Source organism: Pseudomonas sp. BBP2017, from assembly GCF_003024385.1.
Classification (GTDB): domain Bacteria; phylum Pseudomonadota; class Gammaproteobacteria; order Pseudomonadales; family Pseudomonadaceae; genus Aquipseudomonas.
The window spans coordinates 398,504-413,970 of record NZ_PVZN01000002.1 but is presented as its reverse complement, the minus strand read 5'-3'; the positions used below and the strand labels follow the sequence as shown (position 1 = coordinate 413,970).

General features: G+C 59.6%; 7 protein-coding genes. 4 read left to right on the top strand and 3 right to left on the bottom strand.

Features of this window, described 5'->3' with window-relative positions:
- Nucleotides 1–117: 117 nt before the first annotated feature.
- Entirely contained in the window at nucleotides 118–2,418 is a 2,301-nt protein-coding gene (locus C6382_RS04705) for a fatty acid cis/trans isomerase (RefSeq protein WP_107023371.1), read from the bottom strand.
- Nucleotides 2,419–2,574: 156 nt separating this feature from the next.
- Here C6382_RS04705 and metH point away from each other — a divergent pair, with 156 nt between their 5' ends.
- Together metH and C6382_RS04695 are read left to right on the top strand one after the other, a co-directional pair.
- Nucleotides 2,575–6,282, top strand: a complete 3,708-nt coding sequence (gene metH, locus C6382_RS04700; RefSeq protein WP_107023370.1) for a methionine synthase — start codon at nucleotides 2,575–2,577, stop codon at nucleotides 6,280–6,282.
- 75 nt (nucleotides 6,283–6,357) lie between these two features.
- Nucleotides 6,358–6,576 (top strand): DUF2970 domain-containing protein, encoded by a 219-nt coding sequence (locus C6382_RS04695; RefSeq protein WP_107023369.1) that lies wholly within the window; start codon nucleotides 6,358–6,360, stop codon nucleotides 6,574–6,576.
- 262 nt (nucleotides 6,577–6,838) lie between these two features.
- Here C6382_RS04695 and C6382_RS04690 read toward each other — a convergent pair whose 3' ends face one another.
- A complete protein-coding gene (locus tag C6382_RS04690) occupies nucleotides 6,839–7,921 on the bottom strand; it encodes an ABC transporter substrate-binding protein (protein WP_107023368.1) in 1,083 nt (360 codons plus the stop codon).
- Between the two features lie 218 nt (nucleotides 7,922–8,139).
- Between C6382_RS04690 and C6382_RS04685 the strand changes: the two genes are divergently transcribed.
- Both C6382_RS04685 and C6382_RS04680 read left to right on the top strand, forming a co-directional pair.
- A complete protein-coding gene (locus C6382_RS04685) occupies nucleotides 8,140–9,792 on the top strand; it encodes a nitrite/sulfite reductase (RefSeq protein ID WP_107023367.1) in 1,653 nt (550 codons plus the stop codon).
- Nucleotides 9,776–10,270: a DUF934 domain-containing protein gene (locus C6382_RS04680; protein WP_107023366.1), complete on the top strand. Its 495-nt coding sequence runs from the start codon at nucleotides 9,776–9,778 to the stop codon at nucleotides 10,268–10,270. The genes C6382_RS04685 and C6382_RS04680 overlap by 17 nt, the downstream gene beginning before the upstream one ends.
- A gap of 40 nt (nucleotides 10,271–10,310) precedes the next feature.
- Here the strand turns inward: C6382_RS04680 and C6382_RS04675 are convergent, their stop codons facing one another.
- Nucleotides 10,311–15,452 carry an NEL-type E3 ubiquitin ligase domain-containing protein gene (locus C6382_RS04675; RefSeq protein ID WP_158262098.1) on the bottom strand — a complete coding sequence of 1,714 codons (5,142 nt, stop codon included), beginning with the start codon at nucleotides 15,450–15,452 and terminating at the stop codon, nucleotides 10,311–10,313.
- Between the last annotated feature and the right edge of the window lie 15 nt (nucleotides 15,453–15,467).

Sequence of the window (15,467 nt, the reverse complement as noted above, 5' to 3'; positions counted from 1 at the left end):
TCACAGACTTGCCGGCAGTTTACGCCAACCTGGCCGCCGAACAAAGTCCTAGTAATTCTGTCGGGAAAAGCCTGGCCGGAGCCGGGAAAGGTCAAGCGACCCTCCCGGCGACCCTGCTCAGAGGTTTTCGTAGCGGTTCATGTCGAGCACGCCCGCCTCAACCGCATCGGTTTCCTTGATGTAGCTGTTGAGGTCGTGGAAGTACTGCCAGAACTGCGGATGGCTGCGACGCACGCCCCAGCGCATGACCACACGTTCAAACCTGGCCGTATCATCGCGGGCCGCTTCCAGGTCCTCGACGAACTCCGGAACATCGGCAGCGGGGACGTTAAACATGAAGTTCGGGTAACTGCTCAGCACGCCCGGGAACAGGGTCAGGGTGTCCAGACCCGGCTGGTAGCGATACGCCTCACCGAGCATGAAGGCCACGTTGCTGTGGGCACGGTTGCGCAACAAGCTGTAGACCTGACGCTGACCGCCCTGCCCTTCGATACGCAGCAGGGTTGCCTCAGGCAGTTGGCTGATGACCTTCAGCCCCGCAGCCGGACGCGACACCAGACGACTCAGGGTCTGTTCGATATCACGGAATTCAGCATTCATTTCCGGACGCGAGCAATAAGCCCCCTGGCAACGGTTGATCGGGTCGGGCGCAGCATTGAGGCTACCGGTGCGCTGGATCAGCTTGAGGCCAAAATCGCGTTTGGGGTCATTGGCGGCCAGTTGCAGTGCGCTCGGGGTGTCAGTGTCGATTTCCTCGTAGTCCATCCACATCTTCACCTTGCCGCTGTTCTGGTACCAGTCGCCGAGTATCGCGCCGCGCTGGTCAGCCGGCATCAGACGCAGGAAGTTGACCTCGGCGCCGTTGCGGATCAGGTCGAAGTACAAGCGTGTCTGCGCCTGGTGCGAGACGTTGCCGTAGACATCGAAGTTGACCGCCAGCTGGTAGTAAGTGCGTTCGAACAGCGGGTAGTCGAACAGCCACAGGGTCTTGGGTACATCGCCGATCAGGCCCTTGGTCACCGACGCGCTGTCGAAGTGGCGGAAGATGCTCAGCAGTGCGTTGTCGTTACCGGCCCACAGGGTCGACCAGCTCGGCGCCGGCATGTCGGCATACGTATCGCGGCGCAGTTTTTCGTACTCGTTGCGCTTGTCGCGGTAGGCATGCCACAGGGTCAGGATGCTGCCCACATCGTCGATCTGCCCAGGCATGGCCAGCAATGGCGTGGCCTGGCCGCGGTACTCGGCATCGGTCAGGTAGCGGTCGTGGGCCGGCTCCTGGAACAGCGCCCAGAAATTGTCGCGGATCACGTCAGTGGCGATCTGACCCCGGCACACCGGGCCGCGGATGAAGGTACGCACGAAATACTCAGCGTTATCCAGCATGAACTGGTAACGGGCCACGGCCGGGATCGCTTCGAAGGTTTCGAAAGGGTTGGCGCGGTGGCGCGGGCCGTAGCCTGGCAGCGCCTTGGCGTGCCAGTCGCCGCTGTAGAACAGCTGTTTGACGCGCTTGAGTTTCTGCGCCCCCATCGGGTAAGTGATGTGGGTTTTATGCACGATCACGCCCTGCACCGGCATCAACCGGTAGTAGAAGTCGGTGCCCGGTGGATCGTTGGGGCGACGCGTCGCGATCAGGTCGATGGGCTGGCCACTGGGTGTACGCGAACGTACCCACTGGAAGAAATGGCCCTGTTCACCACCGACAAAATGGATATGCGCGAGGAACAGATGCTCGTACAGCCAGCGCCCGACCAGTGCTTCGGTCGAGCCAGGACGGTTGAGCAACGCTTCCCAGTCGGCGATCTGCGAGGCCTCCATGGCGCTTGGCTGGATCGGGTTGTGCTCCACTGGCGCACCTGCGGCGAGCCAGCGTTGCAGAGTCTGGTACTCGACATCGGTGAGGCCGGTGACCGCCAGCGGCATGCCCTCCTTGGGGTGCGCGCCGGCATAGGCGTCGAATTCGCCGGGCAACGGGCACATGTTGTTGCGGTTCAGGCCCAGAACAATCTCTTCAGGCAACTTGGCGTTGGGCGTCAGCGGCGTCTTGTGGCCCAGTTCGAGCATCCGTGCCATCAGCGCAGCCTGGCTGCCCTGGTTGTCGAGCACCGAGTGAAAGCCTTTACGCTGCCAGGCCTCAGTGCTGTTGGCATCGTAGAACAAGCGGGTCGGGGCCACGGCCTTGCTGCGATCACCCTGGTACACCGGCACCTTGGAGGCGCCCCGCGAAGCGCCCTCGGCACTGCCCAGGTTCAGCTGGCAGGCCGCGTCGTTGCAGGCGTGGCAAGCCACGCATTTCTCGGTGAAGATCGGTTGGATGTCACGGGTATAGGAAATAGCCGAGCTCGATTGCGGGGCTTGCCCCAACGCCACGCCGCTGATGAACAGAGCGAATGCGCCGGCAAGTAAACGATGCACCATGTGCCGAATGTCCTGGGTATTGATAGCTTCACGATTCTACCGGTGCTGGCGGCGCGCCAACATGAATGAAATTCATGTAAATGCTCGACATGTCTAAAAACCGCGCAGCTTTGTTATTATTCCGCAACTTTTGTTTTCGCCCGACCAGGTAGTCCTATGTCTGACCGCAGCGCTCGTTTCCAAGCACTTCAGCACGCACTCAAAGAGCGCATCCTGATTCTCGATGGCGGCATGGGTACTATGATCCAAAGCTACCGCCTGGAGGAACACGACTATCGTGGCACGCGCTTCGCCGATTGGCCAAGCGATGTCAAAGGCAACAACGACCTGCTGCTGCTCTCGCGCCCGGATGTCATCGCCGCCATCGAGAAAGCGTATCTGGACGCAGGTGCCGATATTCTTGAAACCAACACCTTCAACGCCACGCAGATTTCCCAGGCCGACTACGGCATGGAGTCGCTGGCCTACGAGCTTAACCGCGAAGGCGCACGCATTGCCCGTCAGGTGGCCGATGCCAAGACCCTGGAAACCCCCGACAAGCCGCGTTTCGTTGCCGGCGTGCTCGGTCCGACCAGTCGCACCTGCTCGATCTCGCCCGACGTCAACGACCCTGGCTATCGCAACGTCACCTTCGATCTGTTGGTAGAAAACTACCTTGAGGCCACGCGCGGCCTGATCGAAGGTGGCGCCGACCTGATCCTGATCGAGACCATCTTCGACACTCTTAACGCCAAGGCAGCGATCTTTGCTGTGCAACAGGTGTTCGAGGAAGACGGCGTCGAATTGCCGATCATGATTTCCGGGACCATCACCGACGCCTCCGGCCGGACCCTGTCCGGCCAGACCACCGAAGCCTTCTGGAACTCGGTGCGTCACGCCAACCCGATCTCGGTCGGCCTGAACTGCGCCCTCGGTGCAAAGGACCTGCGTCCGTACCTGGAAGAGCTGTCGACCAAGGCCGGCACCCACGTATCTGCGCACCCGAACGCCGGCCTGCCGAACGCCTTCGGTGAATACGACGAAACCCCGGCCGAAATGGCAGTAGTGGTCGAGGAGTTCGCCGCCAGCGGTTTCCTCAACATCATCGGCGGTTGCTGCGGCACCACCCCGGGGCACATCCAGGCGATTGCCGAGGCGGTAGCCAAGTACAAGCCACGGGCCATTCCGGACATCCCCAAGGCCTGTCGCCTGTCGGGTCTTGAGCCGTTTACCATCGATCGCAGTTCGCTGTTCGTCAACGTCGGCGAGCGCACCAACATCACCGGGTCCGCCAAGTTCGCAAGGCTGATCCGCGAAGATAACTACACCGAAGCGCTGGAAGTCGCCCTGCAGCAGGTCGAGGCTGGCGCCCAAGTGATCGACATCAACATGGACGAAGGGATGCTCGATTCCCAGGCGGCCATGGTCAAGTTCCTCAACCTGATCGCCGGTGAGCCGGACATCTCGCGCGTACCGATCATGATCGACTCCTCCAAGTGGGAGGTGATCGAAGCCGGCCTCAAGTGCATCCAGGGCAAGGGCATCGTCAACTCGATCTCGATGAAAGAAGGCGTCGAGGCCTTCAAGCATCACGCCAAACTGTGCAAGCGCTATGGCGCCGCTGTGGTGGTGATGGCCTTTGACGAAGTCGGTCAGGCCGACACTGCGGCGCGCAAGCGCGAGATCTGCCAGCGCAGCTACGACATCCTGGTCAACGAAGTGGGCTTCCCGCCGGAAGACATCATCTTCGACCCGAACATCTTCGCCGTCGCCACCGGCATCGAGGAGCACAACAATTACGCCGTCGATTTCATCGAAGCCTGCGCCTACATTCGCGATCATCTGCCCTATGCGCTGAGCTCGGGCGGGGTGTCCAACGTGTCGTTCTCGTTCCGCGGCAACAACCCGGTGCGTGAGGCGATTCACTCGGTGTTCCTCTATCACGCGATCCAGAATGGTCTGACCATGGGTATCGTCAACGCCGGCCAGCTGGAGATCTACGACGAGATTCCACCTGCCCTGCGCGAGAAGGTCGAGGACGTGGTGCTCAACCGCACCCCGGAAGGCACCGACGCCCTGCTGGCGATTGCCGACGACTACAAGGGCGGCGGCGCGGTCAAGGAAGTCGAGAACGAAGAGTGGCGTTCACTGCCGGTCGGCAAGCGCCTGGAACATGCGCTGGTCAAGGGCATCACCGCCTTTATCGTCGAAGACACCGAGGAATGCCGCCAGCAATGCGCGCGCCCGATCGAAGTCATCGAAGGCCCGCTGATGAGCGGCATGAACGTGGTCGGTGACCTGTTCGGTGCCGGCAAGATGTTCCTGCCACAGGTGGTGAAATCGGCGCGGGTGATGAAGCAGGCGGTGGCCCACCTGATCCCCTTCATCGAAGCGGAAAAAGGCGACAAACCCGAAGCCAAGGGCAAGATCCTCATGGCCACGGTCAAGGGCGACGTGCACGACATTGGCAAGAACATCGTCGGCGTGGTACTTGGTTGCAACGGTTACGACATCGTAGATCTTGGCGTAATGGTCCCGGCCGAGAAAATCCTGCAGACCGCTCGCGAGCAGAAGTGCGACATCATTGGCCTCTCCGGCTTGATCACCCCCTCTCTCGACGAGATGGTCCACGTCGCCCGCGAGATGCAGCGCCAGGACTTCCACTTGCCGCTGATGATCGGTGGCGCGACCACCTCCAAGGCACACACGGCGGTGAAGATCGAGCCCAAGTACAGCAATGACGCCGTGGTCTACGTTACCGACGCTTCGCGTGCTGTTGGCGTGGCTACCCAGCTATTGTCCAAAGAGCTCAAGCCTGGCTTCGTCGAGAAAACCCGCCAGGATTATGTCGAAGTACGCGAGCGCACCGCCAACCGCAGCGCCCGCACCGAGCGCCTGAGCTACGAGCAGTCGATTGCGGCCAAACCGAAATATGACTGGGCCGGTTATCAGCCGGCGGTGCCGACCTTTACCGGGGCCAAGGTACTGGAGAACATCGACCTGAAGGTGCTGGCCGAATACATCGACTGGACGCCGTTCTTTATCTCCTGGGACCTGGCCGGTAAGTACCCGCGCATCCTCACCGACGAAGTGGTCGGCGAAGCGGCCACCGCGTTGTTCAAGGATGCTCAGGAAATGCTCGCCAAGCTGATCGACGAGAAACTGATCAGCGCCCGTGCGGTGTTCGGTTTCTGGCCGGCCAACCAGGTCAACCACGACGACATCGAAGTCTATGGCGCCGACGGTCAGCCACTGGCCCAGCTCCACCACCTGCGCCAGCAGACGATCAAGCCGGACAACAAGCCGAACTTCTCCCTCGCCGACTTCGTCGCGCCAAAGGAAACCGGGATCACCGATTACGTTGGCGGCTTCATCACCACCGCCGGCATCGGTGCCGAAGAGGTGGCCAAGGCTTACCAGGACAAGGGCGACGACTACAACTCGATCATGGTCAAGGCCCTCGCCGACCGCCTGGCCGAAGCCTGCGCCGAATGGCTGCACGAGCAGGTGCGTAAAGACTACTGGGGTTATGCCAAGGACGAACACCTGGACAACGAAGCATTGATCAAGGAGCAGTACTCGGGCATCCGCCCGGCCCCAGGCTACCCGGCCTGCCCGGACCACACCGAGAAGGAAACCCTGTTCCGCCTGCTCGATGGCACGGCCATCGGCGAAACCGGCCCCAGCGGCGTGTTCCTCACCGAGCACTTCGCCATGTTCCCGGCGGCGGCGGTCAGCGGCTGGTACTTCGCGCATCCGCAGGCGCAGTACTTTGCCGTGGGCAAGGTCGACAAGGATCAGGTGCAGAGCTACACCGCGCGTAAAGGCCAGGACTTGAGCGTGAGTGAGCGCTGGTTGGCGCCTAATCTTGGGTATGACAGCTAACTGAAATCGCGGCGACCCGACTTGCCCCGCGATCCGGTCTACACTGAGGGGGATGCCTTCCCCAAGGAGCCCCTCATGGACGACCAAGCCCAAGGCAAACCCCCAACCTTCTGGCAGATGCTGCAAAGCATTCTGGCAGCGGCGTTCGGCGTGCAAAGCGGCAAGAACCGCGCCCGCGACTTCACCTACGGCAAGGCCAGCCATTTCATCGTGCTGGGCACCGTCTTCACCTTGATTTTCATTCTGGTACTGGTCGGGCTGGTGCAACTGGCCATGCACCTTACCGCACGCTGAAACGCAATCCGCCCGCAGATCTCCTTTCTGCGGGCGGTTCATGATTACCCATCGCGTGATATCACTGGTGGCTGACCCAATACACCGCAGTCACAACAACCAGGACGATCAGACAGAGTATCGCCCAAGCATCGACACTGCTGTCACTCTTACCCGCTTTGGTCGAGTTTCCCATTGCATCGCCTCTTATTAGTGGTTATGGGAATGCATGTCACCCGTAGCAGTTAAGTTCAGCAATGCCCTTTGCTCAAGCAGGGATATTTTAATATTTGACCGGTGCGCTCAGGAATGGGTAGCGGTACTCGGCAGAATGGCCTTGAGCGCTGAAGTGGTTGAAATCCAGGCCATAGTCGGCCTGATCCTGAAGATTCAACCAGCGCCGGGCGCGCACCGGGTCGATCAGTTGCAGCACCGGCACCTGGTGATCGCGCTGTCCATCACGGTTGATTGGCAGATTCAGCGCATCATCGTGCAACAACACCATTGCCCAGCCACCCAAAGAGAAGTGCCCGCCCATCAGCACGCTGAGACGGCCGTCGATTCGCGCCTGTAGCGCTTGCGGGGAGCTGTTGACGGCACTGAACAGGACATCCCTGCCTGGCGTGCGGCCCGCTTCGACAAAAGCCTGCATGGCACCAAAGGCCATCTCGTCATTGGCCGACCAGACCAGTTCGATGTTCGGGTAGCGCTTCAACAGTTGCTGCGCCTGCTCATATGCCCGCTTCTGCCCCCAGCCGCCGTACACCACTTGACGCAAGCGAACCTGCGGGTGTTCGGCCAGGGCGCGGCGCATGCCCTGCTCACGCAACTGCGCCGCCGGCGTGGTCTTGAGGCCGGAAAAGGCCAGCAGTTCGATCGGCCGCTGCGAGCCTTCCCGCAAGCGCAGGGCTATCAGCTCCTTGAGCATCTGATAGCCGGCCTGTTCATCGTTACCCACCAACGTGCCAAGCAATGGCGGGTACTTGTCCGGGTGAGCATGAATCAACTCGGCCTGGTCATGGGTCAAACCGTTATTGACCAGGAATAACTTGACCCCACTGCCGCGCGACAGGCGAATGATCTCCGGGGCCACGTACTGCTCGTTGACCAGCACCAGGTAATCCGGCCGGTGCTTGCCCTCAAGCACCTCGCGCGCCTGGATCAGTGCCAGCTCCGGACGCCGCTCGCTGTACTCGATGTGCAACTGCATGCCCAGGTCCTTGGCGGCGGCCTGCATGAAGTGCGAATAGCTGACCCAGAAGGTTTCGCTGGAATAGCCCGGATTGAGAAAAACCACTGACGCGGCGTGCGCGCTGGCAACCAGCGGCAGACTCAGGCACAAGCTTTGGCACAAGGCCTTGAGCATGCAGATTAGCTCCTGCTCTTCAAACTGTTGATTATAAACACCGCAGAGGGCCAAACAGGCAAATGGCATTCAGTCTCACTTAGTCCAAATGGTTCTTTTCATATGCAAAAACATCACTTTTGCGCATAAACACAAACTGCTATCTTTCCTTCGCTCCGTTTAGGGAGTGCGCGGCCGTGCGCGCGATTAGCTGCAAGCAGCTTGAGAACAGGACCCCTATGTACGTATACGACGAGTACGATCAGCGGATCATCGAGGACCGCGTAAAGCAGTTCCGTGATCAGACCCGCCGCTACCTGGCCGGTGAGCTGAGCGAAGAAGAGTTCCGCCCCCTGCGCCTGCAAAATGGCCTTTATATCCAACGTTTTGCCCCGATGTTGCGGGTCGCCGTGCCTTATGGCCAGCTGACCTCGCGTCAGACGCGGATGCTGGCGAAGATCGCGCGCGACTACGACAAGGGCTATGCCCACATCAGCACCCGGCAGAACGTGCAGTACAACTGGCCAGCCCTGGAAGACATCCCGGAGATCCTGGCTGAACTGGCCACCGTGCAGATGCATGCGATCCAGACCAGCGGCAACTGCCTGCGCAACGTCACCACCGACCAGTTCGCCGGTGTCGCTGCCGATGAAGTGATCGACCCACGCCCGTGGTGTGAGATCGTTCGCCAGTGGACTACCTTCCACCCCGAATTCGCTTACCTGCCACGTAAATTCAAAATCGCGATCAATGGCTCAAGCAGCGACCGTGCGGCCATCGAAGTACACGATATCGGCCTTGAGCCGGTGTACAATGCCGCCGGCGAGCTGGGTTTCCGCGTGCTGGTCGGCGGTGGTCTGGGCCGTACCCCGGTGGTCGGTGCCTTTATCAACGAGTTCCTGCCATGGCAGGACCTGCTCAGCTACCTCGATGCGATCCTGCGGGTTTACAACCGCTATGGCCGTCGCGATAACAAGTACAAGGCGCGGATCAAGATCCTGGTCAAAGCGCTCACGCCTGAAGTCTTCGCCGAGAAGGTCGAGGCCGAAATGGTCCACCTGCGTGGCGGCAGCACCACACTGACCGAAGCCGAACTGCAGCGTGTGGCCAAGCACTTCGTCGACCCGGACTACAAGCAGCTGGATAACCTCGACTTCAGCGAGCTTGAGCAACAGCACCCAGGCTTTGCCCGCTGGCGCACCCGCAATGTCCTGGCGCACAAGAAGCCCGGCTACGTTGCCGTGACCCTGTCGCTCAAACCTACCGGTGTCGCCCCTGGCGACCTGACCGACAAACAGCTCGATGCCGTCGCCGACCTCGCCGAGCGTTACAGCTTCGGCCAGCTGCGCACCTCCCACGAGCAGAACATCATCCTCGCCGATGTCGAGCAGAGCCAACTGCACGCCCTGTGGCTGGAGTTGCGTGAAAACGGTTTCGCCACGCCGAACATCGGCCTGCTGACCGACATCATCTGCTGCCCGGGTGGCGATTTCTGTTCCCTGGCCAACGCCAAGTCGATCCCGATTGCCGAATCCATCCAGCGCCGTTTCGACAACCTGGATTACCTGTTCGACATCGGCGAATTGGACCTGAACATCTCCGGCTGCATGAACGCCTGTGGTCACCACCACGTCGGTCACATCGGCATTCTCGGGGTGGACAAGAAAGGCGAAGAGTTCTACCAGGTCTCCCTCGGTGGCAGCGCTAGCCGTGACGCCAGCCTGGGCAAGATCCTCGGTCCGTCCTTCGCCCAGGACGACATGCCGGATGTGATCGAGAAGCTGATCAATGTCTACGTTGAACAACGCACCGAAGACGAGCGCTTCATCGACACCTACCAGCGTATTGGCATCGACCCTTTCAAGGAACGCGTCTATGCAGCGAATCATTAAGAACAACGAAATCGTCGACGAAACCTGGCACCTGCTGCCCAAGGACTTCAACATCGACGAAGTGACCAACTGCGACGACTACATTGTTCCGCTACAGCTATGGCGCGAACACGGCCATATGCTCAAGGCCCGTGACGGCGGTCTGGGCGTATGGCTGGACGCCGATGAAGAGGCCGAAGAAATCGGCGAGGTCGTCAACGAATTCCAGGTCATCGCCCTGAACTTCCCGGCCTTCACTGACGGGCGCAACTACTCCAATGCGCGTCTGTTGCGTGATCGCTACAAGTTTACCGGTGAGCTACGCGCCATCGGCGACGTGCTGCGCGACCAGCTGTTCTACATGAAGCGCTGCGGTTTCGACGCCTTCGCCCTACGGGCTGACAAAGACCCGGTTGAAGCACTGGAAAGCCTTAAAGACTTCTCGGTGACTTATCAGGCTGCAACCGACGAACCGCAACCGCTGTTCCGTCGCCGCTAAAGTAAAAGGCCCCGCATGCGGGGCCTTCCTTATTGACGACTCAGACCGTTTCCTCTTCAAGCTGGGTCAATCTCACCATCATTTCTGTTTCAGCTCTTTTTTGCCCTTTGGCCACGGCGTTGGCCGCATCCTCGTACTGCTGGCTGCCGATCTCAAGCCTTCGCAACGCTCCGTCTGGTGCAACAGGCTCTTCATTCAGCGCCGTGCGCAAGACCTGCAACACGTCATTGCTCAGGGCACCGGGCATCTCCTCAGCGCCATTGCAATAATCCAGATACGCCAGACCTTCAGACCAGATATTTGCGACTTCGTCTAACTGCTGCGCATAGTGCTGCCTCAGGTAACGCTGCCAACTGATTTCTTCTACCATCCATGCGTGGCGGTTGGCGGTCGTATCAACCGCCCGGACTGCATTTTCAAAGTGCCTTACCATGTTCGGCGTTACATTGGCCAGATCCCGATAGAGCATTCCACTTGAAGGCTCCGGGTAGTTCAGCACGTTTGCCAGATCCTGGCGCAAAGCCAATCGGATCTCGATATCCTCAACCGGATGTCGCCGCAACTCGCCATCGCTGATGTCATCCAGCGGATCCAAATCGGGCAACGTGCCGTTTTCCAGTAGCGCTCGACGCCGCGCCATGCGCGCCAATGACAGTTTATCGGCCATTCGTTTAACTTCATGGCGACGAAACAGTTGCCTGTACAACGCCAACAATTCAGCACGGCGGGTACTTAACGTTGCCTGTGCACTGCTTTCAAACACCAAGACGGCGGTTTCCAGATCACTGAAAGCGTCGGCGCCAGCATCACCACAGGTTACTGGAAAACCTTCGGCGATTGCCTGCAGTTCCTCTCGAAGCTGGTTATGTTGCGAGGCCAGTTCGAGCATTTTCCATACTCGGGCGCGCAACTGAGGTGCGTTGCGCTGAAATTCCCTGGACGCTGCAAGGCGCTCAAGCATTTCCTCGAGTGCGGCATGGCGCCGCGACTGGAACATGGTGTCCCACAGCTCACTCTGAGCTTGGGTTGCATCCACAAGCCAAACTGAACCCGGACGCGGATGCAACCCCTCTGACCTTTCAGCAGCGAATACTCCCCGGACCTGGCGCAAACGCATAATGCTCTGGGCTTCGAGCGGATTGAAGCTCAGGTTGAGCCTGAGTGTGTTACCAATCTGGGCGCGTAAATCGCTACCGAAGCGCGTCGCGGCCAAGTCCGGCAATTGCGTGATCAGATTGCGGCTGAGGTCCACAGTACGCAACTGGCGAAGTTCCTGATTCATTAGGGTGGTAAGCCCCACAGGCCACTCTCTTAACTCGCAACGGTCCAGTTCCAGAATTTCCAGCCGCACCAGACTGCCAAGCTCGGGTGCCTCGCCCAAGGGGTTGCCACCCAACCGCAAACGCTGCAAATGGACAAACCGCGAGAAAACCTGGGCGCTAGCCTGATCAAGCACTAGCCCGGTACTGCTCAAGTCCAGATATTGCAACGGCAATCGGGTCAGCATTGCCAGGCCGTTGTTGCTCAAGCCCCGGTTGTAGCGCAGGTTCAGGCGCGTTAATGCGGGCAATCTGCTAAGCGTTTCCACCGCTGCATCAGGGATGTTGTGCAGTTGGTTGCTTTGCAGCTCCAGCGACCTCAGCCTGACCAGCGGCGTCAGCGCATCGAACATGGTGTCGCTGGCGGTAAGTCGGACCCCGGTCAAGTCCAGGGAGTTGAGTTCCGTCAACGCGCTGATCTCCGCAGGAAGGACGCGCAACGCAGTGCCTTCCAATGACAGGTGTTGCAGACGGGGAAAGCAGCGCAAAAAACCGTCAGGAAACTGCTCAAGGTTCATGTGGTGGATAGTTAGACTTTGTATGTGCTCGAAACGCGCAGTCAGCGTGGGTAGTGACCCGCTACCCAGCATCCCCAATTGCAACTCCGATTGCCGTGGGCCACCCTGTCGACGCCAGGCACTGAGCAGTTGCTCCCGGACTCCTCGACGAAAGTGATAGCTACGGAAATCGCCGCGAGCACCCTCTACCCACAGATCAAGGGTTCGTTGAAGCGTGTTGAGTTCGCCCTCGAGCCGAAAAATAGCATCCCCCATGGTTTGGTTCTCGTCCAGTAAGCGCCTTTTCAGCGCCTCAAGCTCTGCGTCCCGCAACTCAGGGAACAGCGCGTTTAGCCGAGAATTGATTGCCCATTCGCTGCTGACCACTCCGCCCAAAGGATAGCCGGCGCGGCCGTCTGCCAAACGCAACGGCGAGCGAAACCACGGCCTGATGGGTTGTTGTCCAAGCAAAGTCGCTGCCATGGCTCGATCCTCCACAGCAATCGCGCAGAGCTTCAAGCGCAACGATTGAGCACTGTAGATATCGAGATTGACGGCCTCGCGCTCACTATCGGGCAGCGCTTTGAGCAAGGTGGCGAACAACGACTCGCCATTGCTCAGTTCAAGGCCTTGGGCGTCATAAGCGGTGTACAGGCGCCCTGAGCGTACGATTGATTTGAGCTCGCCTTGAGGTGGGCCTGCGTTAGCCAATAATCGGCCTGTCAACCGCTCTTCACGCAACTGGATGCAGACCGTGTCGGTCCACCCCGGCAACTGGGCCATTAGCCCCACCGCCAGGCGATCGCTGTCCAGGTTTGCCAGTGTAGGCTCATGCAATCCTTGTATGGCCCGACTCAGGGCAAACTGGCGTTGGTAGACGCGCGCCTCCTCCGCCAGGCGCATCGGAACGCGACCATCAACAGCCTGCAACTGCATGTGCTCCTCAGCGTCTGCGGCGCTGATGATCTCCTGCGCAGCCGCGTCGGTGAGCAAGGGGAAATCCCGGATCAAGCGTTGTTGTTCAGTGCTGCGAGGCGCATGGCCGTGCTGATCCATAATCTGGTAGATCTCGTCGCGGCGCTTGACGGCACGCTCGGCAATGAGCTGCCGTAATACCGCTAGACGCTTGTCCGGTTCGACAGAGGAACCAAACAACTCGAGGGCTTCTGTCTGGTTCAGGTCTGCCAGCACCTTGTCGGCCAGTTGATTGGCATACAACTCCTGGACCGATATACGAATGACCCGCCCGTTCGGCCAGCGGTTTGCGCCATAGCGCATGCTCCCTCGGTCAGGATTGGCTGGGTCATACACCTCAAGGACCCGCTCCGGCCAGCGCGCTAACTCCAGGCTCAACTCCAGCCCCAGCCCCAGCCCCTCCCCTTCAGCTTCGCCACTGCGCAAACTGTCAATCAACCGGGTCACCCGGCGGTCGATCTGAAACCGCCGCAAGGTATCACCCAACAACGGCGGTACTGACAACTGGTCGATGTGCATGCTTCGCAGCACATCGTCGTTGATCCCGCTGATCTGCGCAGCCTGCTCAAGCACGTCATCCGACAAACCGCGTGTAGCGTGACCAATCCTTCTCAGCAGCTGAATATGACTCCATTGCAACGGCTGCTCACCAACGGCCTGCCAGGCTCCTTCGCGGTTGTGCCTGAGTGCCGGCTGATATGCATCAGGGTCGTTCGGATGACGGATCGACCAGGCGCCGTCTGCATCCTGGGACACTTCACAGACCTGCTCCTCAATGCGGATATAGGTGCTGCCATTCAGCGTGTACAGCCCTTGGGCATCAGGGGCGATGCCGGCCAGGTCGATCGTCTGGGTATAGGGCAGCAGATCAGGCTTCCACAAGCGCTGCTCACCACCAGGCAAGGTGACCCGTAGCAGACCATCCACGCGCTCGCTGGCCTGCACCGGAGCGCCTACATGCCCCGCAGCGCCAAAACCTGCAACCAAGGCTACATTCATTGCCACCGATTCGAAGTGCGCCAGCGCCTCATCGAGCTCACCCGCTTCCCAGGCATGTGCACCGTCGATAACCTCTTTGACCAACTGCGCGCCGGCCACCACCGCCATCACCTCACCAACACCGGGCACAAAAAAGGCCGCCGCATTGAGCACATTGAAACCAATACTCTCCCAATACGCCAGGCGTTGGCGCTTCGCCGCCTCATCCACCTCGGCGCTGGGTACCGCCAGGTCGCGAGCATTGGCCTTGAGCCGTTGCAACTGCTGGTCCTGTACATAGCCAAACAGTTCAGGTTCGATGGTTACATCCCGGATGTGCAGATTGGCATGAGGATCGAGCTGACCATCAACATCTATGCTTCTGTCATACAGCGTCTCATCCAGGCGTTTGAAGAAGTGAGCGTGCTCATGTTTGGCTACATAACCCCGAAACAGCTCTAGATACGCGGGGTTAAGCAGGTTCGTCCGCAAGTCACGCTTAAACTCGGCGGCCGAACGATATTCCTTGAGCGGGTACAGCGGTGCGCCTGGCAGATAGGCGATTACCGGCTCCAGCGTGTTGCTGTTGATCCGGTTGGCACTGAATATCAGCACCTGATGAAGCGGTGATCCAAACATGCTCAGCGCCTGATAGCTCACCGGCTTGCCATGCAACAGTGGCGCACGTTGGCCATCCAGCAGGCCATTGAACATTTCGCGCGCCGAGGCAGAGATTTCGCCCTTCATGAACGCTATCTGAACAGCTTGGCGCAAATGATCCTTGTAGGCATCGATCGACAACTTGCGCACGGTGTCACGGGTGCGGGGGTTTTCGTATATCTCACTGATATGCGCCTGGTATTTGCCCCCCAGATCCAGCTCATGACACAGAGTGGCAAACTGTTCGGGTTTGATAGGCAACTTGCTGGTGTAACTATACTGGAAGCGCGGAACAGTCCCTTCCGGGGTCGGGATCAACTCAAGGGAAAAATGATCCTTAGGCGTCAAGGCACTCCCTGGTGCAAACTGGCTGTTTGCAGCAAAGTTCTGCAGCGCCGCCTGCATCAGGCTTTGCTGGCGCGGCTTGAGCCGGAGCATGGCGCCCAACAGCTCTGGCTCATAATGAATTTCCACCAGCTGTGTAGTATTGACGTCAACCTTGACCTCCCCCAGCGCCTCTTTCAGTCTGGCCTTGAGCAACGGCTCAGCAAAGGCGCTCAAGCCCTTGAAGTCCTTGAGCGCCCTGGTCAGGGCTTGGGTCGAAATTTTACTGCGATGTTGTGCGTGGAGCAGGGCTTCACGTTCTGCGTTGCTGGCCCGCTGGAACCAGACGGCGGCACCAACTGAGGTCAACTGTGCCGGACGCTGGCTGTGGCGCCACCGCTTGAAATCAGCGGGGGTGGCGTGTTTCAACCAATCAGGCAGACG

Excerpts from the sequence above, each read along its gene's own strand:
- C6382_RS04695 (WP_107023369.1), top strand. The coding sequence starts at position 6,358 with ATGGACGACCAAGCCCAAGGCAAACCCCCAACCTTCTGGCAGATGCTG.
- C6382_RS04680 (WP_107023366.1), top strand. The coding sequence starts at position 9,776 with ATGCAGCGAATCATTAAGAACAACGAAATCGTCGACGAAACCTGGCAC.
- C6382_RS04690 (WP_107023368.1), bottom strand. The coding sequence starts at position 7,921 with ATGCTCAAGGCCTTGTGCCAAAGCTTGTGCCTGAGTCTGCCGCTGGTT.
- C6382_RS04705 (WP_107023371.1), bottom strand. The coding sequence starts at position 2,418 with ATGGTGCATCGTTTACTTGCCGGCGCATTCGCTCTGTTCATCAGCGGC.
- C6382_RS04685 (WP_107023367.1), top strand. The coding sequence starts at position 8,140 with ATGTACGTATACGACGAGTACGATCAGCGGATCATCGAGGACCGCGTA.
- metH (WP_107023370.1), top strand. The coding sequence starts at position 2,575 with ATGTCTGACCGCAGCGCTCGTTTCCAAGCACTTCAGCACGCACTCAAA.